The organism is Streptomyces sp. NPDC054770 (assembly GCF_053611985.1).
Window position 1 is genome coordinate 24,998 of sequence record NZ_JBSHBL010000018.1, and the last position, 23,058, is coordinate 48,055.

Genomic DNA, 23,058 nt, shown 5'->3' on the forward strand with positions numbered 1-23,058 from the left:
GGCAATCTGTGGACGGTTGCACTACCGGGCGCGGCCGACGGTCTGCCCCGACTGGTGCAGCTCCCCTTCGTCTCCGTCCAGGAGCCGGTAGCCGATGAGCGTCACCGAGTGCCGCACGTACTGCCCGTCGCGCCGGCTCGCCACCAGTCCTCCGTCCCGGAGAACGGCGAGCTGGTAACTGGCGCTGGGCAGGGCGATGCCGACAGCCGTCGCCACTTCGGAGGTGGTCCGGGGACCGCCGCGGGCCACCTCGGCGAGGACCGAGGCCCTGGTACGGCCCAGCAGCCGGTCGAGTCCGTTGCCGTCGAGGGCGATCGAGTCGAGCGGCCGTGCGGTGACCGGGTAGACCAGGACCGGGCCGAGGGCGGGATCGGCCAGGGCGGTGGGCCTGCGCCAGCAGAAGTAGGACGGGACGAGCAGCAGCCCGCGCCCCTCCAGATGGAGGTCGCGGTGGGTGGGGTACTCCACTTCCAGGACGGGCGACCGCCAGCGGGCGAGCGGACGCAGGCTCTCCAGCAGAGCCAGCACACCGCCGTCGAGAAGGACACGGGAACGCATGTCGACCTCGTCGCGGACGGCTCTGCGGGCGTGCGCCCAGCGCGGTTCGAGCAGCGTCCTGGCGGAGATCTCCAGGGCCTTCGCCAGAGAGCGCATGCCGCGGTCCCCCGGCCGGCCGAGCGCCGTGGTCCACGCGGGCAGCGGACGCTCGGCGGCGAGCCTGCCCAGGTCGTGGCGCAGCCGGCCGGGAGGGGTGGCCCGGATCTCCTCCAGGGCCGCGGGCAGACCTCCTGCCACGACGGACGGGGTGAGGAAGTCGGGGATGTACCCGACGGGCGGGACGAGTGTCCGCACCGTGTGCAGGGCACGACCGGCCACCGGGTCCGTGGCGAGCCGTTCACGGACGGAGCGGCGCCATGCCCCGAACTCGAGCGGGCCCTGGTGCGTCACCAACCGGCAGGTGGCGCAGACGAGTTCCCAGAGCGGATCGGGCCGACGTGCGATGCGGATGTTCTGTAAGTCGTGCGAGGTGAAGTGGATTCGGAGCATGCGGCCTCATTCGCGGACGGTGGGGGGTCGGCCGGGGGTGAAGAGCGGTGACGGTCGTCATGGGTGATGACCGACGGGTACCTGCGGATGGTTGCGGTCCTGCGACCGACGCGCGGGAGATCGGCCGGATGCCGCTGTATCCGGTGGTGCCGGTGATGCGGCTGCGCACCGTGCGCTGTCTCGTTTCCTTACCGGGAGGTCCGCCCCGAGTCGCACGCCGTGCTGCTTCCCGCTCCATCGTGCCGACGTGCCGGGCGGGCGAACAGCTCACGCACCGTTCACCTGTGACCGGGTTTGCCGGTCGGGGTCGTCCTGTTCGCCGAGGCCGTCAAGGAGCCGCTCGACGTGCTCGGCCTCCTGGTGACGTCCTTGCTGCCGGTACAGGTCGCGCGCCTCCCGCCACACCGCGCGGGCCTGGTCGGGGCGGCCCAGGGCGGCGTGGGGATGACCGAGCCGGTCGAGCGTGTCGGCGGTCTCGTAGGCGTTGTCGAGGTCGCGGTACAGGCTGATGGCCTGGCGGTAGTGTCCGATGGCGTCGTGGTGGCGGCCACTGTGGTGGTCGATGTAGCCGAGGCTGTCCAGGGTCTGCGCCTGGCCGTTCACGTCCCGGTGGCACAGGTAGAGGGCGAGGGCGGCCTGGCAGTGCTCGCGGCCGGTGTCGTACTGGCCGAGGCGCGCGGCGTACCAGCCCACGGCGTTGAGCGCGTTGGCCTCCGCGATCGGCTGGTCGAGCCCGCGGTAGAGGTCCAGCGCGAGCCTGGCGTGCTCCAGCGCCCGCCGGCCGTCCGGCCAGATCGACGCGAGCGTGTAGTGCGCCTGGGCCTGGAGGGCGCGGTCGTTCTGCCGCTCGCTCAGGGCGAGGGCCCGGTCGAGTGCCTCTATCGCCTCCTCATGGTGACCGAGCACGACGAAGGCACGGCCCAGGAGCCGATGAGTGAGGATCTGGGCGCCGGGGTCGGAGAGCCGGCCCGCGGAGTCGACCGCGATCCGCCACACGGTGAGCTGGTCATGGCGGTGTCCCCGCCGGTACTGGAAGTTGTACAGCGTCCAGGCCAGTTGCCAGGCCGTGCGGTGTGCGGCGTGTGCGACGGCGGCGCCCTGGGCGGCGAGCAGATTGCGGTGCTCGGCGTCGAACCAGTCCATCGCCGCCGGGATGTCGGCCGGCGCCTCGGGATGGCAGCCGGGGGCCGGTGGAGCGAGCTGGATGGGAGCGCGGTGGGAGTCCAGCAACTGGTCGGCGGCGTACGCGGTATGGGTGTAGAAGTCCAGCACCCGCCCGAGTGCCGCCTCGCGGGTGCCGTCGGCCAGGTCGTGGGCGGTGGTGGCGTAACGGCGGATCAGGTCGTGCATGCGGTAGCGGCCGCGGCCGTCCTGGCCGATGAGCGACGCCTGTTCCAGCCTGCGCAGCAGGGCCCTGGTCCGGCTTCGGCCCAGGCCGGTGAGGCTGCCGGCGGCGGACAGGCCGATGTCCGGTCCGGGGGCGATCGCCAGCAGCCCGAACACCTCGGCCTCTGCGTCGGTCAACGCGCGGTGCGAGGACGAGAGCACCGCGGGCAGGCTCGCGGCGGGGTCGGCGTCGTCGAGTACGTCGAGTGCGCCGTCGCGCAGTTCGTCGGCGAGGTCGGCCAGCGGCAGGTGCGGGTCGGTGTGGGCGCGGCCCGCGATGATGCCGAGCGCCAGCGGGAACCCGCCGCACAGGCCGACGAGTTCGTCCACCGCCGCCGCTTCGGCGTCGATGCGTTCGGTGCCCAGGCGGGCGGCGAGCAGCCTGCGGGCCTCGGCGTCGGTGAGTATGTCGACGGACACGTGGTGCGCGCCGTGCCCGGTGATCAGGCCCGGCATCCGGTTGCGGCTGCTGACCAGCACGGTGCAGGTGTCGCCGCCCGGCAGCAGAGGGGTGATCTGGGCGGTGCCGGCGGCGTTGTCGAGCACCAGCAGCATCCGCTTTCCCGCCACCAGGCTGCGGAACAACGCCGCCTGCGCGTGCGGGGCGACGGGGATGCGGCCGGGCTCGACACCCAGCGCGTCGAGGAACCCGCGTACCGCCACGGCCGGATCCATCGGATCGCTGTCGGGGCTGAAACCCCGTAGATCGACGAAGAGCTGCCCGTCGGGAAACCGGTCGGCGTTCCGGTGCGCCCAGTGCAACGCGAGCCAGGACTTGCCCACCCCGCCCGCGCCGGCGATCGCGGAGACGACCACAGTGGCCGACGCCCCCGAACGGGGTGCCAGGGCGGCGTCGAGCCGCTGCAGCTCGTTCTCGCGGCCCACGAACGGAGCGGGCGGGGCGGGCAGTTGGCGCGGTACCGGGATCGCCGAGGGCTCGGCCGCGCCCGCCGCGGCCAGCAGTTCGTCCTGTTCGCCCGGCAGCAGGCCGAGCGCGGCGGTCAGCCGGCGCACCGATGCGAGTTGCGGGTTGCGGCGCTTGCCGGTCTCCACACCGCGGATCGTGCTGACCGAAACGCCGGAACGCTCGGCCAGGGCTTCCTGGGTCAGCCCCGCGCGCAGCCTGAACCGCCGGACGGCCGCGCCGAAGTGATCTTCCATACAGCCCTTCCTACCAGGGCGGTCGGTGACAGGCGACCGGTTCGGCGCGCGGTTCGCCCTGCGGGCGTCGCACCACCGCGGACCGGCACCCGTTCCGGCCGGGAGCTGCCCGCAAGCACCGCGCGGTACCCGGGTTTCGACCCTGGTCGAAACGTTTGCCGGGCCAGGGCGGCGGACCTCAGCCTGAAACGGCAGTCAATCGCCTACGGGGGCGACATCGTTGCCACGGAGACTCCCTCTCCGTGGGAATGTTCGTCGGGGCCGCGTTCCGCTGTTCTCGACCGGCTCGATGCGCGCCGCCGTCCAACGGAGGAGGTCATGATGGAAAGCTACTCCCTGGAAAAGAAGCCGGCGTTCTTCCGCACCACTTCGGTCGCGATGTTCTTCGAGTCCGAGGCTCTGGAGACCGAGGTCGTGCTGGGCTCGCTCGCCGAGGACGTCGACGTCGACGCGGAACTCGACGCCCTGCTCGGCGCCGAGGCCTGACCGGACCGCCGCCGAGCACGCCGGGTGTGGCCCGCGCGTGCTCGTGGGGTCCGTGAAGTGACCACGCGGGGGCGGCGGCAGGCCCGCCGTCCCCGCACCTCGGCACGGCACACAGAGGGCAGCGCATTGTCCAGAGGCAACAGGACCACTTCCAGGACGACTTCCTTCTGCGGGCTGCCTCCCGCGGATCCGCAGAGCATCCCGGCCGGCACGGTGGCCGCCGTCGCCGGTGTGGGCCATTCCCTGGGAAGCCCCCACCGCGGCGCGGAGCACGGGCCGTTCTTCCTGCGTACCGTGTCGAAGGAGTACACGTGGTCGGCCGCTTCGGCCCGGGTGGTCGACCTCAGGCACGGTGCGGGATGGCACGACGGGATCGTCGACGTGGGCGACCTGGCCACCACCGAGACCACCCTGACGGGGGTACTGGAGGCGACCCGGGCATTCGTCGCCGCGCTTCCGCCGCGGGTGGCGCCCTGCCTGATCGGCGGCGACCACACCGTGACGCTCCCGGTCGTCTCGGCACTGGCCCAACGGCGCACCCGCCCCTTCACGGTGATCCAGTTCGACCACCACCTGGACCTGCAGATCTGGGAGGGCGCCCCCGCGCGGCCCGGGAAGCGGGATCCGGTCTTCCACACCAACGTCATGTCCCACGTGTCCGACGTGATCGGCCCGGGACGGCTGCTCCAGGTCGGAGTCTTCCCCTTCGCCACCGTCGAGGACGACAGCGCGCACGCCCTGCCCGGGTTCCTGCGCTCCGTCGGCCGTCAGGTGTCGGTGTCGGCCCCCGAGATCGACGACCCCGCGGCCTTCCGCGAAGTCGTCGGGCGGGGCGAGGACGTCTACGTCAGCGTCGACCTGGACGTGCTGGACGCGGCCGAGATGTCGTCGACCGGGTACCCCGCGACCGTCGGGCTGAGCCTGCGCCGCCTGCTGCGGCTGATCGACCTCGCGCTGGCGGACAACCGGCTCATCGGATTCGACGTCGTCGAGTTCGCGGCCGACCGGGCGGACAGGTCCCCGAAGACACTCGCCGACGCCCAGCGTGCCGCACTCGTCTTCGTCCACCTGCTGAGCTGGGCCGGCCGACAGGCGAACGCCCGGACGAACCTCTGACAGCGCACGCCCGAAGCCGCATGTACAGAAGCCTTCCCACGGGGGGACCATGCCCACCAGCGAAACGCGTACCCGAAACGCCTTCCAGGAGACGATGCTAGGCCTCACGTTCTCGCCGCTCCAGGACAGCGACCTCTTCTCGCGGGCGTGTGTGGAGCAGTACCAGTCCGCCGACCTCTCCCGCCACGGATACCGGTTCGCGCAGGTCTTCGAGCCCAATGTGCTCCGCGAGGTGGCCCTGCTCGACGGCATCGCCTACGACCGGTTGGCCGAACTGCGCCACCGCCCTTCGGACGCGACCGCCCGGCTCGGTGAACTGGCCGACGGTGCTGGCGACTTGTCGGTGGTGGAGTCGGTCAACGTGGCGGCCGCCCTGATCAGCGTCTCGCGCTTCGGCCCGGCCGCCCGGATCCTGGACCACGCCGAACCGCGGGCCACCACGCCGGTCGACGCCTTCGAGGTGGCGATGCTGCGCTTCGTGGTGGCCAACCGGCACGGAGACGGCCCGGCCACCTCCCGGGCGTTCCTCGCGATGCGCCGGGCCGTCGAGTCCGGCTCGCTGCCCGCGGACCGGACTCTCGACGCCTGCGCACAGGCGGTCGTCTGGTACCTGAAACGCCGCGACCTGCCGACCGCGGACTTCCTCTGGTACGTGGCGACCGGCCGCGAACTCGCCAGGAACCCGGGGGACTTGGGGGCCGGTTCACTGTCGGCGTGGTACCGCGCCCTCGCCATGGTGCCCGCGGCCCGGGGCAAGGCCCGGCTGACCCGCCGCTACATGGAGTTCACCCGCGAGGCCGCCGCACACTCCCTGGCCGGCCGGCCGCGCGCCTACGAGGCCCACTTCCTCAAGACGTACCACGAGTCCTCCCTGAAGGAGCACATGTACGTCACCCGGGACGCGGACCGGGCGGAGCGGTCGGGCCTCGACCTCATCGCGCTGGACCCGGCCTGGTCCCCGAGCTACGGCGAACTCGCCGACGCCTACGCCCACTTCGACCGGCTCACGGAAGCGGCCGCCCTGTACGAGAAGGCCGTCACGATCGGTCCGCCGTACTACGGACACCACCTCCTGCGGGCGGCCCGGGCGAGGGAACGCCTCGGCGACGACGTACGCGCCCTGGCGCACTACCGGCGCCTGACCGGCCTCGTGCCCCGCGACGAGACGGTGCTGCGGCACGGCCTGGCCGTCGCGAGGCGCAGCGGTGACCCGGCCGCCGCCGACTTCCGGTCGCTGCTCGACCAGCTCCGCATCCCGGCAGGCGAGGCGACATGAAGCACACCGAACTGACCACCAGGAACTACGCCGGCTTCGCGACGACGATCTTCCTCACCGGTCTCGTGTCGGTCGGCTTCGGAGCCATCGACATCCTCCTGATCTCCCCCAAGGGCCTCGACCAGGTGGCGGCGGTCGGCCTCGGTGACGTCGTCAACGCGGGCCTGACCGCACTGCTCGCCATCGGCGTCGTGGACACCTTCAGCAGCCGCCTGGCGATCGCGGAGGGGAGAGCGGACCTCGCGCGGCGGCTGCCGGAACTGGCGGCGGCACTGCTCGTCCTCCTCCTCGTGGCCCAGGCGCTGGCCGTGCTGCTCTCGTCCGCCGTGGAGCCCGGGCTGCGCCTGGCCGGTCAGAGCCGTCAACTGGCCCCGCTGGCAGCTGACTTCGTGACCGTGCGCAGTTGCAGCCTCGGTTTCACGATCCTCTACGCCGCCCTGAACGAGGCCCTCAAGATCTGCGGGCTGAAGAACAGGTCCCTGCTGCTGCTCGTCGTCGGCTTCGCCACCAACGCCGTTCTGGACTGGGCGTTCCTCTACACGCCGCTGTCCGGACGGTTCGCCTCCCCGGTGGTCGCGGTCGCGACGGCGACCACCGGCGCCCAGCTGCTGATCGCCTGCTTCGCCCTGCGCATCTTCCTGCGCCGGATGCGGGCTCGTGGCGAGCGGTTCACCCGCCCCGGGCGTGCCGCGGTCCTCGCCGAGGCCCGCTCGATGGCGCGCAACGCTCCGGGCGTGGGCGCGCGGCACTTCAACGACTACGCGGGCACGATCACCGTCACGCTGCTGCTGGGCACGCTGGGAGTGCAGGTGCTCGCGGCGGTCACGGTGGCCACGAAGATCTGGAGCCTGTTCTGCCGCATCCCGCAGGCCTGCGTGTCGGGGACCTTCGTGTACTACGGCTACCGGCTCGGCCAGAGCGGGGACGACCTGCCGGGCACCGGACGCACCGCGCCGAGCACCGCACGCCCTCTGCCGAGCACCGCGCGCCCCCTGCCCAGCACCGCACGCACCCTGCTGCGCTACGCGGCGATCCCCACGGCCTTCGGCGCGGTGACCGTGGCACTGACCGCCCCCTGGCTGGTACGGCTCTTCGCCGGTGCAGGACAGGACGAACGGCTGACCCGGTCCCTCCTGTTCGCCTTCCTCCTCACCGTCCCCGCCTACCTGCTGGAGAACCACTTCGGGGAGATCCTCTCCGTGCACCAGCGCGGTGCCCTGCTCGCCACCGCCTCGGCCGTCACCACGTACACCCTCGCCATTCCGCTGGCCGCTGTGGGCGTGTTCGTACTGCACTCCCCGTTCCTGGTGATCGCCTCGGGCGTGCTTCCCTCGGCGGTGCTCGCCGCCGTCCTGCGCAGGTCGCTCCACCGGGACCACTGGACGCGGAACGAGGTGGGCCGTGACACAGGTGTCGGCGTTCCGGCATGACCCGGTGAAGTCCGTCCTGCCGGGCGGCGAGCACGGGACCTTCCACTGGAGCAGGGAACCCGTGGTGTTCGGCCACCGCCGCCTCACCCACCACAACGAGCGGCTGGGCCGCACCCTCCCGGTACCGGTCAGCGCCTCTCCCGCGGTGGTGCCGGGCGTCGGGGTGCTGCTCGCCGCCGACGACGGCCGGGTGCGGTTCTACGGCCGGGGACTGCGCAAGGTGTTCTGGGAGCGCCGCCTCGACAGCGGGGTGTACGCCTCCCTCGTGGTCGACCCGGTACGGCGCCGGGTGGTCGTCGCGGCCACCAGCGGCCTGATCACCTGCCTCGACCTGCGCGGGAAGCTGGTGTGGGCCGCCCGCGCGGGGCTTCCGGTGTACGCGACCCCGGTCGCGCTCCCGGCGGCCGACCTGCTCGTGGTGGCGGCCTTCCACGCCCGCTGCCTGGCCTTCCGGCTGTCCACCGGCGAGCCCGTCTTCGACCGCGACCTGCCCGAGCCCTGGCACGCCGCACCCGGCGGCACGGCCTCCTACCGGGACCCCTACGCCAGCCCGGCCGGCACGGACGAGGGCAGTGTCGTCGTCTGCTGCGGCGACCACGTGATCGCCCTGTCCGGCGAAGGACGCGAGCTGTGGCGGTTCGCGGCGGGAGCCGACATCAAGGCCTCCCCGGTCTTCGTCCGGGCCACGGCGGAGGTCGTGATCTGCACCGTCGGCGGCGACTGCCTGTTCCTGGACGCCCGCACCGGACGGCTGCGGCACACGGAGTGCCTGGATGCCAAGATCACGGCCAGTCCGGCGCTCTCGGCGGACGTCCTGGCGGTGGGCGCGCAGGACGGCACCGTGACCGGCGTCGACGTGCGCACGCACCTGCCGGTGTGGCGGGCGGGCCAGGGCGCCCCCTGCTCGTACACGTCCTTCAGCGTGCTGCCGAACGGGGACTTCATCGCGACGGCCGAGCGCGGCAACGTGATCGCGCTGCGCCGTTGCGACGGGCGGTTCCGCTGGGAGAGCAGCCAGGTCCTCGGACTGCCCGACCACGAGCCCCGGATGGACACCACCCCGCTCGCCTCGCCGGACGGCGCCCTGTACTGCGCCGCCTACTCCGGTGACGTCTACGAGTTCCGATTCCAGCCCGCGACCGCGAACCCGGAGGCCGCTTCGTGCCCGCCGTAGAACCCAGCGCCGGTCCTGTAGTACACAGCGCGAGCCCGATCGAGGAGTCGCTGGCAGGAATGATGTCCCGCCTGGACGTCATCCTCGCCGCGGACTCCCTGACCGACCGGACGCTCGTCGAACTCATGGCCGTCTACAACAACGTGGCCTATGTGTTCCTCTACCTGGAGGCCGTCGACGACGACGAGAACTTCACCCGGCTGCTGCCCTGGCGCCGGGCGTTCTACCAGGACCAGGACCTCACCGCCCGGATCCTGCGACGGCTGCGGGAACTGCGCTGCGCCGCCCCCGGCCTGGACGCCGTCCGCGAGGAGTACCTCGCGCACCTGACCGCGGGCGAACGACGGGACCCGGCCGAGGACGCCCGGCTCGACGAACTCCTCGACGAGGCGAAGGCCGTGCTGGCCCGGGTCCAGGACACCCGGTGGGAGATCCTGCGGCGCGTGGGTGTCCGGGACGCGGCGGCCGACCCGGGAGCGGACCCGGGAGCGGTCTACTACACCGTGCTGGGCTCCCTGGAGAGCACCGCCACCCGGGACAAGCTGGCGCGGGTGTGGGCCGCGGCGCGTGACGCCCAGGTGCCCGCCCTGCTGGCCGCCCTCGACGCGATGGTGACGGTACGGCGCCGCCGGAGCGCGCGGGCCGGCCGGCCCAACGCGGCGGCGCTGACACTGGCCCGGTGCCGGATCCCCGAGGCCGACATCGGCGCCTTCGTGACCGGCTGCCTCGAAACGGCACTGGCCGCCCACGCGGAGGTGGAATCCGAGATCACGGCCGTCACGGGTGCCGCATCCCGGCCGATGGACCACTTCGGGTTCGCGATGCGCACCGTGTTCGGCGCCGAACGGGTGCCGACGTTCCTCGTGGAGGAGTGCCTGGACTTCCTCTTCGCCGTGACCCGGGCCGTGTTCGGCCTCACGCTGACGCGGCAGCCGAGCGCGCATCCCCACGTGGTCGAGGTCGCCGTGCGGGACGCGGACGACGAGATCGGGCACATCCTGTTCGATCTGTGGGACACGGGCCGCAAGACGCCGGGACCCAACCACACCCTCGGCCTGCGCGACCGCACCGACTGGCGCGGCCTGGTCCAGCGGCCCGTCGCGTACGTCTCGTGCCGGTTCCACGCCGACGCCGAGGGCACCGGACGCATCACCTTCCAGAACGTGCACGGCATGTTCCACGAGTTCGGCCATGCCCTGAACCACGTGCTCCTGCGCACCGGCGTGCCGTTCCGCTCCGGGCTCGAGTCCCTGCCGCCGGAGCGGCTGGAATGCCTGAGCATGTGGTTCGAGAAGTGGGCCTGCCACCCGGAGTTCGGCCGTCGGCTGACGCCGACACCCGGGGGCGAGGAGGAGTGGGCGCGGTGCGTCCGTATCAAGATGGTCGAACAGCGGGCCGGCCTGCTGGAACAGGCGATCACCGCCGCCCTGGACCTGGAGGTGCACCGCAGCGACACGGGCGGCCTCGAGGACGCGTTCGCCCGCCTGGACCGCCGGTACGGCCTCACCCGCCACTACCGCCTCGCCGACGTCGCCGCGTACTTCACCTGGCCCATGTACGTCGCCAACCCCGGCGCGAACTTCAGCTATCTGTGGGGAGCGGCCGACAGCGCCGAGAAGTTCGCCGCGTTCCGGGCCCTGAGCCTCGCCGACATCACCGGGCGGCCCGGTCTGCGCAGGCTCTTCGCCCCCTGCTTCGACGCGGACGCGCCGGCCGGAGTCCCCGACAGCTCGGCGGTCTTCCGGTTGTACGGCTCGTCGGCCCTGACCGTCTGACGGGGGGACCAGACACATGATCACGTTGTCGAACGGCTTCACCCGGGCGCTGCTCGGGCCCAGGGACCCGGTCCTGAACGACATCCTGCACCGCTCGCTGGAGGCCGCCGGGCTGCCCACGATCCAGATCGACGACAACACCGGTCGGCTGCTGCAACTGCTGACCGAGCTGCACCGGCCGCGCCATGTCATCGAGATCGGCACCCTGTTCGGATACTCCACCGTGCACATCGCCCGCGGTCTCCCGCCCGGCGGCAGCGTCACCACCCTGGAGGTGGATCCCGGGGCGGCACGCATCGCCGCGGAGAACTTCGAACTGGCCGGCGTGGCGGACCGCGTGACCATCGTCGTGGGCGACGCCGTCGACCATCTCGCCACGGTGGCACGGGACAGCGTCGGCATGCTCTTCATCGACGCCGACAAGAGGTCCTACCCGCGCTATCTGGCCCATGGCTTCCCGCTCCTCGAGCCCGGCGGCCTGCTCGTCGCCGACGACGTCCTCGCCCTCGGCGACTACGGCGCCGAATCCCCGGACGAGGCCACGGACGCCCGCGAGGTCGCCGCCCTGACCGCCTACACCCGTGCCGTCGGCCGCAGCCCGCGGCTCTTCTCGGCCTTCGCGGGTACCGAGAACGGCCTGCTGATCAGCCGGAAGGAACGCCGATGACCGACCGGCGTGCGCTGGTCACCGGCGCCTGCAAGGGACTCGGCCAGTACCTCGCCGCGAGCCTGGCGGCCGAGGACTGGGACGTGACCGGCGTCGGCCGCTGTCCCCGGGAACGTGTCCCGGCCTTACCGAACCTCACCTACCTCCAGGCGGACCTCTCCGATCCCCGGGCTCCCGCCGCGCTGTCCGAGCGGCTCGATCCCGCCCTGGACCTCGTCGTGCACTGCGCCGTGGCCTATCCGCCCGCCCGGCCGTCCGGACCCGCGCTGCCCGACCTGGAGGAGGTGTTCCGCGTCAACGCCTTCACCCCGTACCTGCTCACCCTGAACCTGCTGGCACGCAAACCCGCGGACCGGTTCTGCACCTACGTCGTCGTCAACTCCGAATCCATCTACAGCGCCGACGACCACTCGGCGGTCTACGCCTCCAGCAAAGCGGCGCTGCGCGTGCTCACGGCCGGTCTCGCCGCCGGATGCCGTTCCGCGGAGGCGGCCGTGGCGACGCTGCTGCTCGGTCCGCTGGCCGACCGCGCCAAACTCGCGGAGGCCGAGACGATCGCCGGACGCCGGAAACTGCCCGCGTCCGACGTCGTACGGCTCTTCCTGCGCAGATCGAACCCGAACCTGGTGATCGACGAATTCATCGACTACGCGTCCTGCTTCCGCAGCGTCCGGTACATCGCCGAGCTGGGCCCGACGGCCAACGGCATGCTCTGCAAGCTGGACGGCGGCTCGTCAGGATCGCTGGTCTGACCTGGCAGAGAGGGAGACGACCACATGATCGACCCGTCCCGGCAGATCGTCCTGGGCAACGACGTGCAGCAGCAGTACGCGGAACTGAAGCACGAGCTGGACACGGCGATCTCACGGGTGATCGCGGACGGCCGGCTCATTCTCGGCCCGGCGGTCCAGGAGTTCGAACGCGACTTCGCCGCCTTCTGCGAAACGCCCTACGCACTCGGCGTCGGCACCTGCACGGACGCCCTGTTCATGGCACTCACCGCGCTGGGCATCGGCCGTGGTGACGAGGTGATCACCTCGCCGGTCACCTTCGTGGCGACCGTATCCGCGATCGTGCGCACCGGGGCGACGCCGGTGTTCGCCGACATCGACCCCGACACGTTCGCCCTCGACGCGTCCGCGGCGTCGGCCGCGTACACGGAGCGGACGAAGGCGATCGTGCCGGTCCACCTGTTCGGACTGACGGCGGACATGGATCCGCTGCTGGAAGACGCCCGGCGCGCGGGAGCGGCGGTCGTCGAGGACGCCGCCCAGGCCGTCGGCGCGGCGTACTGGGGCAGGCCGGCGGGTTCCTTCGGCGACGCGGCGGTGTTCTCCTTCTTCCCGACCAAGAACCTCGGCTGCTACGGGGACGGCGGCGCCGTCGTCACCCGCGACCCGGCGCTGCACGCCCGGATCGGCAGGCTCCGGGAACACGGCTTCGAACCCGACGGGTACGTCGCCGTCGAGGAAGGGGGCATCAACTCCCGCCTCGACTGCGTCCAGGCCGCCGTCCTGTCGGTGAAGATGCGCACACTGCGCGAGGACATCGCCCGGCGCATCGCCGTCGCCGCCCGGTACGACGAGCTGCTCAAGGACACCGTCATCCGGACCCCCGCGGTCCCGGTCGGCCGGACGCACGCGTTCCACCAGTACACGGTCACCGTGCCGGGCGGACCTGAACACCGGGACGAGACCCTGGCATACCTGCGGAAGAACGGCGTGGACGCCCGGGTCTTCTACGGACAACTCGCCCCGCGCCACCCGGCGATGGCCGCTCACGTGCGGGCGCCGGGCCGGTGGCCGGCGGCGCAGCGGTACACGGAGCACGCCCTGTCACTGCCCTGCCACCCCCGCCTGACGGCCAGTCAACAGGACTACGTCTGCGCGCTGTTGAAGCGCCGCTACTGATCCGGCACGACACGAAAGGGAGCCAGGCGAATTGACGCAGATCATGGAATGTGAGCGGAGCGCATTCGACTTCGACGAGTTCTTCGAGGTCTTCTGGAGGAAGAAGCCGCTTTTCGTCCGGGGCGGTGCCGAGGGCTTCCTCGGACGCTCCTGGTCCCCGGACGAGTTCGCCGCCGCCCGCACCCTGGCTCTGGCACAGGGGACCGGCGCGGTGACCGAACGCCCGGACGAGGTCACGTTCATCGAACAGGTCTCGGCCCACGACGCCGATCTGGCCGGGCGCGCCGAGGACTTCGCCCGCGTCTTCGGTGCGCCGCGGGCCTGGTTCGACACCGTGCGCACCTACGGCGCGGACGGGATCGGTGCCCACTTCGACCACAGCGACAACTTCGTTCTCCAGCAGACCGGTACCAAGGAGTGGTCGCTCGCCGCGCCGCACCACATCCGGGCGGAGACCCGGGCGCGGCGCATGATGGACGTCCCGGGCGTCGGAAGCCACGCCCTGCCGGACGCGGAGGTGCTGACCTTCCAGGTGCGCCCGGGAGACCTGCTGTACATCCCGGTGCTCTGGCTGCACTCCGGGGTGTCCCGGGCGGAGTCCCTGAGTCTCTCCCTGGTCTGCCCGGCGGTGTCGCTGCAGTCCGCGGTACTGCCGTTCCTCGCCCAGGTCGCGAAGAGCCGTGCCGTCGGGCACCAGGTGGTTCCCGCGTTCCACGCCCGCATGTCCGACACGGCCCGCGCCGAGGCCGAGGAGGCCCTTCGACGGGCGACCCGGCTGCTCCTGGAGCGCCTGACGACCGGGGACCTCCTGGACGCGACGCTGCGGCTGCAGTCGGAGCACCTGATGCGGCAGTTCGTCTGACATGGCGCACTACAGCAGGATCTGCAAGGTGGTCATCGATGTGCCCGCGGCCGACCACGACCGCACCGCGGCCTTCTGGGGAGCCGCCGCCGGGGCACCCGCGGCGGTGGTCCCGGACTCTCCCGAATACCTGGGCGCGTCGCTGCGCAGCCCCCGGATGTGGCTGTACTTCCAGCGCCTCGACTCGCAGGAGAGCGGCCCCCGGGTCCATCTCGACATCCACACCGACGACGTGGCGGCCGAGGTTGCGCGGCTGGAACGGCTGGGGGCGACACGGGTGCGCAGCGTCCACTCCTGGTGGGTCATGCGCGATCCGGCGGGCCTGCTCTTCTGCGTCATCCCGCACCCTCCGGGCAATCTCGACGACAGCAACGCGCAGCGGTGGGAATGACGTCTCCGGTCACCGGCCGCCGAATTCGCGGCGGCCGTACGGGGCATGCCTGTGCCGGCCGGCTCTCAGGGCATGCATAGGATGGCCCCGATGCGCCCCACCGAGCAGCCCGCCCCGCGACCGCCGTACCGGCGGTGGCGCGCCCTGCTCGTGCTGGGGCTGCTGGCCGGGCTGTTCGGCATGCACGCGCTGGCACCCGGCGGCGTCATGGGCATGCACGGCGGGCACGAGCGGGCGGTCTCCCACGCAGACGTCGCGACCGTCATGGCCACCGCGTACGACGGCTGCTCCGGCGACGACGGCCACTGCGGCGGCGACCACGCGCACCACGCCGACGCGACCTGCGCCTCCGGTGCGGTGAGCGGCGGACCGGCGCTGCCCGCCCTGGTCCCGGACCCGGTCCCCGTCCTCGCGGCCGCCTGTCTGGCCCCCTCCCGCCCGGTCACGGCACCGGACGGCGCCCGTGCGCCCCCCGACCTGGCCGAACTCCAGCTCCTGCGGATCTAGAGGCACCCGAGCCGGCCGCGCGCGGACAGCGCGGCGGTCGTGCTCCCGCGTGCCCGATCACACCCATGAGCAGGAGATCCAGCATGACCACCACGCGTACCCGTACCCGTGCCGTCCTCGTCGCACTGACCGCGACCGCCGCCCTGGCCCTCACCGCGTGCGGCAGCGGCGACGACAGCGCCGGCACCGCACACGCGTCGCACTCGGCGGCGGCCGGCGCGACCGCCTCCGCCACCGCCGCTGCGCACAACGCGCAGGACGTGTCCTTCGCGCAGAGCATGATCCCGCACCACCAGCAGGCCGTGGAGATGGCCGGCCTCGCCGCCGGCCGCGCCTCCTCCGCCCGGGTGAAGGACCTGGCCGCCCGGATCGAGAAGGCCCAGGACCCGGAGATCAGGACCATGACCGGCTGGCTGAAGGCCTGGGGCGAGGACGTGCCCATGGCGGGCATGGACCACAGCGGTCACGCCGGCATGGCCGGGATGATGTCCGACAAGGACATGACCATGCTGAAGCAGGCCAAGGGGACGGACTTCGACACGATGTTCCTGACCATGATGGTCCAGCACCACCAGGGCGCCGTGGAGATGGCCGGCACCGAGAAGGCAGGGGGCGACTACGGCCCCGCCACGAGCCTGGCCGCCGGCATCGTCACCGCCCAGAACGCCGAGATCAAGGAGATGAACAAGCTCCTCGGCAAGGGCTGAGCGGGACCGGGGTGGCCACGCGAGTGGCCACCCCGGGTTTCAGGCTGCCAGCACCTTCTCCAACGCCCCCAGCGCGGACCGCAGCTCCTCCGCCGTGATGGTCAGCGGCGGGGCCAGCCGGATCGTGGAGCCGTGGGTGTCCTTGACCAGGACGCCCTCGCGCAGCAGCCGTTCGCCGACCTCCCGCCCGGTGCCGATCGCCGGGTCCACGTCGACGCCCGCCCACAGCCCGCGCGAGCGGAAGCCGACCACACCGCTGCCGACCAGCTCGGTCAGGCCGTCCCGCAGGACCACGCCCAGCTCGGCGGCCCGGCGCTGGAAGTCGCCGCTCTCCAGCAGCTCGACCACCGCCGTGCCGACCGCCGCCGCGAGCGGGTTGCCGCCGAACGTCGAGCCGTGCTCGCCGGGGTGCAGCACTCCCAGCACCTCCCGGCGGGCCACCACCGCGGACACCGGCACGATCCCGCCGCCCAGCGCCTTGCCGAGCAGCAGCACGTCCGGGACGACGTCCTCGTGGTCGACGGCGAGGGTGCGGCCGGTGCGGCCGAGGCCGGACTGGATCTCGTCGGCGATGAAGAGGCAGTTCTTGCGGCGGGTCAGCTCCCGGACCCCGGTCAGATAGCCGTCGTCGGGGATCAGCACCCCGGCCTCGCCCTGGATGGGCTCGATCAGCACCGCCGCCGTGGTCTCGTCGACCGCCGCCTCCAGCGCGGCCAGGTCGTTGTACGGCACGATCCGGAAGCCCGGCGTGAACGGGCCGAAGCCCGCCCGTGCCGTCTCGTCCGTGGAGAAGCTGACGATCGTGGTCGTACGGCCGTGGAAGTTGTCCGCCGCGACGACGATCGTGGCCCGGTCGGCCGGGACGCCCTTCACGTCGTACGCCCATTTGCGGGCCACCTTGATGCCGGACTCGACCGCCTCGGCGCCGGTGTTCATCGGCAGCACCATGTCCAGGCCGGTCAACTCGGCCAGCCGCTCGGCGAATTCGGCGAGCCTGTCGTTGTGGAAGGCGCGCGAGGTGAGGGTGAGGCGGTCCAGCTGGCGGTGCGCGGCCTCGATCAGCGCGGGGTGGCGGTGGCCGAAGTTGAGGGCCGAGTAGCCGGCCAGCAGGTCGAGGTAGCGGCGCCCCTCGACGTCCTCCACCCAGGTGCCCTCGGCGCGGGCGACGACGACGGGCAGCGGGTGGTAGTTGTGCGCGAGGACCGGGCCCTCCGCCTCGATCAGCTCGGCGGAGGTACGTGCGCGTGCGGGTGCGGTCATCAGAGGGATCTCCTGGTCCTCAGCGGATTTCCTGGGTGCAGCACTTGATGCCGCCGCCTGCCTTGTGGAACTCCGACAGGTCGACGGGGACGGGCTCGTAACCCTGGTCGGCGAGCCGGGCGGCGAGCGCCTCGGCCTGTGGCGCGATGAAGACGTGGCGGCCGTCGGAGACCGAGTTCAGGCCCCATGCCATGGCGTCGTCGCGGGTGGCGAGCACCGCGTCCGGGAACAGCCGGCGCAGCACCTCGCGGCTCCCGGAGGAGAAGGCCTCGGGGTAGTACACGATATTTCCGTCGTGCCCGCCGTCCAGGACGAAGAGCGCCGTGTCCAGGTGGTAGAAGTACGGGTCCACCAGGGTCAGGCTGATCACCGGGTGGCCGAAGAACTCCTGGGCCTCCCGGTGCGCCTCGCGGCTGGTGCGGAAGCCGGTGCCGGCCAGCAGGTACCGGCCCGTCCAGACCAGGTCGCCCTCGCCCTCGACCACCGAGCCGGGGCGGTGCACCTCATAGCCCGCGGTCTTGAACCAGAGGTCGTAGTGCGAGGACTCGGGACGCCGCTCGGGCGAATGGAAGAGCGAGCCGAAGACGCGGCCGCCGACGACGACCGCCGAGTTCGCGGCGAACACCATGTCGGGCAGGCCGGGCACCGGCTCCAGCCGGTCGACGCTGTGGCCATGGGTGCGGTAGGCGCTGATCAGCGCGGTCCACTGCTCCTGGGCCAGGTCGACGTCGACCCTGGTGTCGGGGTTCATCCAGGGATTGATCGCGTACTGCACGGCGAAATGTCTGGGTTCGCAGACAAGAAAGCGCCGGGGGCGCTGCACACGGCTTTCGGACACAGAGGGGTTCCTCCGCTTTCCCGCGGTGTCGACTGAGGGTTGACACCAAGGTAGAAAGCGTCGGATATGCGCGACAAGAAATGAATGTTGCGCGTCTACGCAGGAACACTGCGTCTCCGGTCATACAAACGCAGCATCGGTGCGTTTACTCCGGTACGGGGTGCGTGGCACCGGCCTCCGGGCTCTCCGGAAGCAGATGCGACAGCACCATCACGCTGATCGTCTTCCGGATGAAGGGCTCCACCCGGATCCGCTCCAGCACCTCCTCGAAGTGGCCCACGTCCCGGGCCCGCACATGCAGCAGCGCGTCCGCGCCACCGGTCACCGTCATCGCCGCGGTGATCTCCGGATGGTTGCGGACCACCTCCGCGAGCCGCCGGGGCGGGGCCGCGCCCTCGCAGTAGACCTCGACGTACGCCTCCGTGCGCCAGCCGAGGGCCGCCGGTGTGACGGTGGCCGTGAACCCGGTGATCACACCGGTCTCGCGCAGCCGGTCGACCCGCCGCTTCACGGCCGTCGCGGAGAGCCCGACGGCCGCCCCGATCTCGGCGAAACTGGTCCGCGCGTTCGCCATCAACGCGGTGGTGATCTTCCGGTCGAGATCGTCGAAGGAGGCGGTGCCGCTGTTCATGCCCGCACTGTAACCACGGCCGAAGACACTTCGGGTACACCACTTCATCCGGCGTGAACGTCCACGTCCGGTACATGTCCAGCGCCGCGTTCCGCCGCCTACACTCCGTTCATGCTGCGCGCCCTCGCCGTCGACGACGAACGCCCCTCGCTGGAGGAACTGCTCTATCTGCTGAACGCCGATCCGCGCATCGGAAGCGTCGAGGGCGCCGGGGACGCCACCGAGGCGCTGCGCCGCATCACCCGGGCCCTGGAGTCCGGACCGCAGGGCCCCGAGGCCATCGACGTCGTCTTCCTCGACGTCCAGATGCCCGGCCTGGACGGCCTGGACCTGGCCCGGCTGCTCACCGGCTTCGCCCGGCCCCCGCTGGTCGTCTTCGTCACCGCCCACGAGGACTTCGCGGTACGGGCCTTCGACCTCAAGGCCGTCGACTACGTCCTGAAACCGGTCCGCAAGGAACGCCTCGCGGAGGCGGTGCGCCGGACCGCCGAACTGCGCGGCACCGCACCCCGGATACCCGTGCACGAACCCGACCCCGACCACATACCCGTCGAACTCGGCGGTGTGACACGGTTCGTGGCGGTGGACGACATCACCCACGTCGAGGCCCAGGGCGACTACGCCCGCCTGCACACCGACCGTGGCAGCCACCTGGTCCGCATCCCGCTGTCCACCCTGGAGGACCGCTGGCGCTCCCGCGGCTTCGTCCGCATCCACCGCCGCCACCTCGTCGCCCTCCGTCACATCGGCGAACTCCGCCTGGACGCGGGCACGGTGAGCGTCCTGGTGGGTGCCGAGGAGCTCCAGGTCAGCCGGCGCCACGCCCGCGAGCTGCGGGACCTGCTGATGAGGAGGGCCTGACGTGCCCGCGGACCCCGCCGAGCGCCGGGTCACCGTCACCGGCCCGCCCCGCCGCAGCCGCCGTACCTCCGGCTACTACCGGCCGCGCACCGAGATCGACGAGCAGACCACCCTCGGCCACACCTACGTCCGCTCCCTGATGCGCAGCCAACTGCGCGTCGCCCTCGTCGTGTTCGCCGTCCTGGTGCTGCTCGTCGGCCCGCTCCCGCTGGTCTTCGCCGCCGCCCCCGAGGCGCGCCGCCTGGAGTGGCTGGTGCTCGGCTTCTGCCTGTACGCCCCGCTGATCCTGCTCGCCCGCTGGTACGTGCGCCGCGCCGAACGCAACGAGGAGGACTTCGTCCGCCTCGTCGAGGACCGATAGGACCGATGAACCCCAGCCCCGACGAGGCCAGATGAACTCCAGCTATGCCGTCCCGGCGGTCGCCCTCGTCGTCGTCGCGACCGTCCTCGTCGGCGCCTTCGGCCTGCGCATCTCCCGGACCACCTCCGACTTCTACGTCGCCTCCCGCACCGTCGGCCCCCGCCTCAACGCGGCCGCGATCAGCGGCGAGTACCTCTCCGCCGCCTCCTTCCTGGGCATCGCCGGGCTGGTCCTCGTGCAGGGCCCCGACATGCTCTGGTACCCGGTCGGCTACACCGCCGGCTACCTCGTGCTCCTGCTCTTCGTCGCCGCCCCGCTGCGCCGCTCCGGCGCCTACACCCTCCCCGACTTCGCCGAGGCCCGGCTCGCCTCGCAGCCGGTACGACGGCTGGCCGGGGCGTTCGTCGTCGGCGTCGGATGGCTCTACCTGCTGCCCCAACTCCAGGGCGCCGGGCTGACGTTGTCGGTCCTCACCGGCGCCCCCGACGCACTCGGCGGGCTCATCGTCGCCGTGGTCGTGGTGGCCACCGTGGCCGCCGGCGGCATGCGCAGCATCACCTTCGTACAGGCCTTCCAGTACTGGCTGAAACTCACCGCCCTGCTCGTCCCCGCCCTCTTCCTGGTCCTCGCCTGGCAGCGCGCCGGCGCCCCCGTCCACGCCTTCGACGAACCGGCCGCCTTCCGCACGCAGCGCGCAGTGGACGTCAAGGACACGCTCTCCCTCCGGCTCGACCGCCCGCTCACGGTCACCGTCACCGGCACGGTCGACGGCCACCCGCACGAGGACACCCGGCTCACCCTCCCCGAGGGCACCCACCGCATCGCCGCCGGCACCCGCCTGACCTTCGCCAAGGGCACCCGCGTCCCCGCCACCGACCGGGGCACCAACGGCGGCATGTCCACCTCGCTCGCCGAGAGCCGCGAGGAACGCCCGCTGTACGCCACGTACGGACTGATCCTCGCCACCTTCCTCGGCACCATGGGCCTGCCGCACGTCGTCGTCCGCTTCTACACCAGCCCGCACGGGGTGGCCGCCCGCCGCACCACGGTCGCCGTGCTGGCCCTGATCGGCCTCTTCTATCTCCTGCCGCCCGTCTACGGCGCCCTCGGCCGCCTCTACACCCCCGAACTCACCCTCACCGGCGAGACGGACGCCGCCGTCCTGCTGCTGCCCGACCGGGTCGTCGGCGGCCTCGGCGGCGACCTGCTCGGCGCGCTGGTGGCGGGCGGCGCGTTCGCCGCGTTCCTCTCCACCGCCTCCGGCCTCACCATGGCGGTCGCCGGCGTCCTCACCCAGGACGTCCTCCCGGCGCGCGGCGTACGGCACTTCAGACTGGGGACGGTCCTCGCCATGGCCGTACCGCTCGCCGCGAGCGTGCTGGTGGGCGGCCTCCCGGTCGCCGACGCCGTCGGACTGGCCTTCGCGGTCTCCGCCTCCTCCTTCTGTCCGTTACTGGTCCTCGGCATCTGGTGGCGCCGGCTGACCCCGCCCGGTGCGGCCGCCGGGATGCTGGCCGGGGGCGGCTCGGCGTTCTGCGCGGTGGCCGCGACGATGGCCGACCTGCCCGGCACCGGTGACCTGCACGCCCTGCTCGCCTGGCCGGCGCTCTGGTCGGTCCCGCTGGGCTTCCTCACCATGATCCTGGTCTCGCTGGCCACCCCGGGCCGGGTACCGCCCGGCACGGCCGCGATCCTGGCCCGCTTCCATCTGCCGGAACAACTGCGCGCGGAGGTGAAGGCGTGACCGGCTTCCTGGCCGGTCTCTGCGTGGCCGTACTCCCGCTCCTCGCCGCCGGCTTCTGGCTCGGCCGCCGCACCGCACGCCCCGAGAGCCTCGGCGGCCTCGGCACCCCGGTCGAGCACGCCACCTTCGAGACCCTGCACACCGCCTCCCTCGCCGCACCCCCGCTGCGCGCGGGCCTCACCGAGGAGACCGCCCGCCGCTCCGCCCGCCGGCTGCGCACCCTGCTCGGCACCGACGCCCTCTGCCTCACCGACCACGAGAACCTGCTGGTCTGGGACGGCGTCGGCGACCACCACCGCGCCGAGCTCATGGAACGGCTCGCCGGACCGCTGGAGTCCGGCCGCGGCGAGGCCTTCCGGCTGCACTGCGAGACCCCCGACTGCCCGGTCCGCTGGGCCGTGATCACCCCGCTCACCGTCGACGACCGCGTCCACGGCACCCTGGTCGCCTGCGCCCCGCGCGAGTCCGCCGTCCTGGTCCGGGCGGCCGGCGAGGTCGCCCGCTGGGTCAGCGTCCAGCTGGAGCTGGCCGACCTGGACCGCTCCCGGACCCGCCTCATCGAGGCCGAGATCCGCGCCCTGCGCGCCCAGATCTCCCCGCACTTCATCTTCAACTCGCTCGCGGTGATCGCCTCGTTCGTCCGCACCGACCCCGAGCGGGCCCGAGAGCTCCTGCTGGAGTTCGCCGACTTCACCCGCTACTCGTTCCGCAGGCACGGTGACTTCACCACCCTCGCCGACGAGCTCCACGCCATCGACCACTACCTGGCACTGGTCCGGGCCCGCTTCGGCGACCGCCTCACGGTGACCCTCCAGATCGCCCCCGAGGTGCTCCCGGTCACCCTCCCCTTCCTCTGCCTCCAGCCCCTGGTCGAGAACGCCGTCAAGCACGGCCTGGAGGGCAAGACCGGCACCTGCCACATCCAGATCACCGCCCAGGACGAGGGCGCCGAGGCCCTGGTCGTCATCGAGGACGACGGCGCCGGTATGGACCCGGTCCTGCTGCGCCGCATCCTCGCCGGCGAGACCAGCCCCTCCGGCGGCATCGGCCTGTCCAACGTCGACGACCGGCTCCGCCAGGTCTACGGCGACGACCATGGCCTCGTCATCGAGACGGCACTGGGTGCGGGCATGAAGATCACCGCCAGGCTGCCCAAGTACCAGCCCGGGGTGCACTAGGCGCTCCGCGGTGTGCCGTCGTTCGGCTGCGGCGCCGTGGGGGCTGGTCGCGCCCACGCGGCGGTGGCCGCACATTCAATACAGCCCCGCGCCCCTTCGGGGGCGCTTCAGTCGCTCTGGGTCACCACCATCGCCAGTGTCAGCAGGCCCAGTACCACCCACCCGAACCAGAGCCAGCCGTTGCTGCCGAGTGCCACCGTGTAGGCCGTCACTACGACGAGTCCGCCTACGGTGAGCACCCCCATCGCCTTGGTGGCACCGTTCGAGCCGTTCGCAGAACCGGGCATCGT

The 23,058-nt window shown here is 72.1% G+C and carries 23 protein-coding genes; 17 read left to right on the top strand and 6 right to left on the bottom strand.

Features of this window, described 5'->3' with window-relative positions; genetic code table 11:
- Positions 1 to 21: 21 nt before the first annotated feature.
- Together ACWGKQ_RS18080 and ACWGKQ_RS18085 are read right to left on the bottom strand one after the other, a co-directional pair.
- Positions 22 to 1,047: an ArsR/SmtB family transcription factor gene (locus tag ACWGKQ_RS18080; RefSeq protein ID WP_453292895.1), complete on the bottom strand. Its 1,026-nt coding sequence runs from the start codon at positions 1,045 to 1,047 to the stop codon at positions 22 to 24.
- Positions 1,048 to 1,314: 267 nt separating this feature from the next.
- A complete protein-coding gene (locus tag ACWGKQ_RS18085) occupies positions 1,315 to 3,594 on the bottom strand; it encodes an ATP-binding protein (protein ID WP_453292896.1) in 2,280 nt (759 codons plus the stop codon).
- Positions 3,595 to 3,912: 318 nt separating this feature from the next.
- Between ACWGKQ_RS18085 and ACWGKQ_RS18090 the strand changes: the two genes are divergently transcribed.
- The 13 genes from ACWGKQ_RS18090 (at position 3,913) to ACWGKQ_RS18150 (ending at position 15,895) form a co-directional block, all read left to right on the top strand.
- Entirely contained in the window at positions 3,913 to 4,080 is a 168-nt protein-coding gene (locus ACWGKQ_RS18090) for a hypothetical protein (protein ID WP_165941543.1), read from the top strand.
- A gap of 231 nt (positions 4,081 to 4,311) precedes the next feature.
- On the top strand, positions 4,312 to 5,196 hold the full coding sequence (locus ACWGKQ_RS18095) for an arginase family protein (RefSeq protein ID WP_453292897.1): 885 nt from the start codon (positions 4,312 to 4,314) through the stop codon (positions 5,194 to 5,196).
- Positions 5,197 to 5,245: 49 nt separating this feature from the next.
- Positions 5,246 to 6,472 (top strand): hypothetical protein, encoded by a 1,227-nt coding sequence (locus ACWGKQ_RS18100; RefSeq protein WP_453292898.1) that lies wholly within the window; start codon positions 5,246 to 5,248, stop codon positions 6,470 to 6,472.
- On the top strand, positions 6,469 to 7,902 hold the full coding sequence (locus ACWGKQ_RS18105) for an MATE family efflux transporter (RefSeq protein WP_453292899.1): 1,434 nt from the start codon (positions 6,469 to 6,471) through the stop codon (positions 7,900 to 7,902). The genes ACWGKQ_RS18100 and ACWGKQ_RS18105 overlap by 4 nt, the downstream gene beginning before the upstream one ends.
- The gene (locus ACWGKQ_RS18110) at positions 7,874 to 9,076 is read left to right on the top strand and encodes an outer membrane protein assembly factor BamB family protein (protein WP_453292900.1); all 1,203 of its coding nucleotides are present in this window, start codon (positions 7,874 to 7,876) and stop codon (positions 9,074 to 9,076) included. The genes ACWGKQ_RS18105 and ACWGKQ_RS18110 overlap by 29 nt, the downstream gene beginning before the upstream one ends.
- Entirely contained in the window at positions 9,064 to 10,851 is a 1,788-nt protein-coding gene (locus ACWGKQ_RS18115) for a M3 family metallopeptidase (RefSeq protein WP_453292901.1), read from the top strand. The genes ACWGKQ_RS18110 and ACWGKQ_RS18115 overlap by 13 nt, the downstream gene beginning before the upstream one ends.
- Before the next feature lie 16 nt (positions 10,852 to 10,867).
- Entirely contained in the window at positions 10,868 to 11,518 is a 651-nt protein-coding gene (locus ACWGKQ_RS18120; RefSeq protein WP_453292902.1) for an O-methyltransferase, read from the top strand.
- Positions 11,515 to 12,270: an SDR family NAD(P)-dependent oxidoreductase gene (locus ACWGKQ_RS18125; RefSeq protein ID WP_453292903.1), complete on the top strand. Its 756-nt coding sequence runs from the start codon at positions 11,515 to 11,517 to the stop codon at positions 12,268 to 12,270. Before ACWGKQ_RS18120 ends, ACWGKQ_RS18125 begins: the two co-directional genes overlap by 4 nt.
- Positions 12,271 to 12,294: 24 nt before the next feature.
- Positions 12,295 to 13,428 (top strand): DegT/DnrJ/EryC1/StrS family aminotransferase, encoded by a 1,134-nt coding sequence (locus ACWGKQ_RS18130; protein ID WP_453292904.1) that lies wholly within the window; start codon positions 12,295 to 12,297, stop codon positions 13,426 to 13,428.
- Between the two features lie 31 nt (positions 13,429 to 13,459).
- Positions 13,460 to 14,290, top strand: coding sequence for a JmjC domain-containing protein (locus ACWGKQ_RS18135; RefSeq protein ID WP_453292905.1), 831 nt, complete (start codon positions 13,460 to 13,462; stop codon positions 14,288 to 14,290).
- 1 nt (position 14,291) lies between these two features.
- Complete coding sequence (locus ACWGKQ_RS18140) at positions 14,292 to 14,681, top strand: VOC family protein (RefSeq protein ID WP_453292906.1); 390 nt, start codon at positions 14,292 to 14,294, stop codon at positions 14,679 to 14,681.
- A 90-nt stretch (positions 14,682 to 14,771) separates the two neighbouring features.
- On the top strand, positions 14,772 to 15,188 hold the full coding sequence (locus ACWGKQ_RS18145; protein WP_453292907.1) for a DUF6153 family protein: 417 nt from the start codon (positions 14,772 to 14,774) through the stop codon (positions 15,186 to 15,188).
- Positions 15,189 to 15,271: 83 nt separating this feature from the next.
- Positions 15,272 to 15,895, top strand: coding sequence for a DUF305 domain-containing protein (locus tag ACWGKQ_RS18150; protein WP_453292908.1), 624 nt, complete (start codon positions 15,272 to 15,274; stop codon positions 15,893 to 15,895).
- Between the two features lie 39 nt (positions 15,896 to 15,934).
- Here ACWGKQ_RS18150 and rocD read toward each other — a convergent pair whose 3' ends face one another.
- The 3 genes from rocD to ACWGKQ_RS18165 form a co-directional block, all read right to left on the bottom strand.
- On the bottom strand, positions 15,935 to 17,155 hold the full coding sequence (gene rocD / locus ACWGKQ_RS18155) for an ornithine--oxo-acid transaminase (protein ID WP_453292909.1): 1,221 nt from the start codon (positions 17,153 to 17,155) through the stop codon (positions 15,935 to 15,937).
- A gap of 19 nt (positions 17,156 to 17,174) precedes the next feature.
- A complete protein-coding gene (gene ddaH, locus ACWGKQ_RS18160; protein WP_453292910.1) occupies positions 17,175 to 17,993 on the bottom strand; it encodes a dimethylargininase in 819 nt (272 codons plus the stop codon).
- A gap of 145 nt (positions 17,994 to 18,138) precedes the next feature.
- Complete coding sequence (locus tag ACWGKQ_RS18165; protein WP_403069612.1) at positions 18,139 to 18,624, bottom strand: Lrp/AsnC family transcriptional regulator; 486 nt, start codon at positions 18,622 to 18,624, stop codon at positions 18,139 to 18,141.
- 111 nt (positions 18,625 to 18,735) lie between these two features.
- Here ACWGKQ_RS18165 and ACWGKQ_RS18170 point away from each other — a divergent pair, with 111 nt between their 5' ends.
- Genes ACWGKQ_RS18170 through ACWGKQ_RS18185 form a run of 4 tightly spaced genes read left to right on the top strand, consistent with a single transcriptional unit; the run spans position 18,736 to position 22,768 of the window.
- Complete coding sequence (locus ACWGKQ_RS18170; RefSeq protein WP_453292911.1) at positions 18,736 to 19,485, top strand: LytR/AlgR family response regulator transcription factor; 750 nt, start codon at positions 18,736 to 18,738, stop codon at positions 19,483 to 19,485.
- 1 nt (position 19,486) lies between these two features.
- Entirely contained in the window at positions 19,487 to 19,846 is a 360-nt protein-coding gene (locus tag ACWGKQ_RS18175) for a hypothetical protein (protein ID WP_403069609.1), read from the top strand.
- A 31-nt stretch (positions 19,847 to 19,877) separates the two neighbouring features.
- Entirely contained in the window at positions 19,878 to 21,590 is a 1,713-nt protein-coding gene (locus ACWGKQ_RS18180; RefSeq protein ID WP_453292912.1) for a sodium/solute symporter, read from the top strand.
- Positions 21,587 to 22,768 carry a sensor histidine kinase gene (locus tag ACWGKQ_RS18185; RefSeq protein WP_453292913.1) on the top strand — a complete coding sequence of 394 codons (1,182 nt, stop codon included), beginning with the start codon at positions 21,587 to 21,589 and terminating at the stop codon, positions 22,766 to 22,768. Before ACWGKQ_RS18180 ends, ACWGKQ_RS18185 begins: the two co-directional genes overlap by 4 nt.
- 107 nt (positions 22,769 to 22,875) lie before the next feature.
- Here ACWGKQ_RS18185 and ACWGKQ_RS18190 read toward each other — a convergent pair whose 3' ends face one another.
- A complete protein-coding gene (locus tag ACWGKQ_RS18190; protein ID WP_453292914.1) occupies positions 22,876 to 23,055 on the bottom strand; it encodes a hypothetical protein in 180 nt (59 codons plus the stop codon).
- Positions 23,056 to 23,058: the final 3 nt, after the last annotated feature.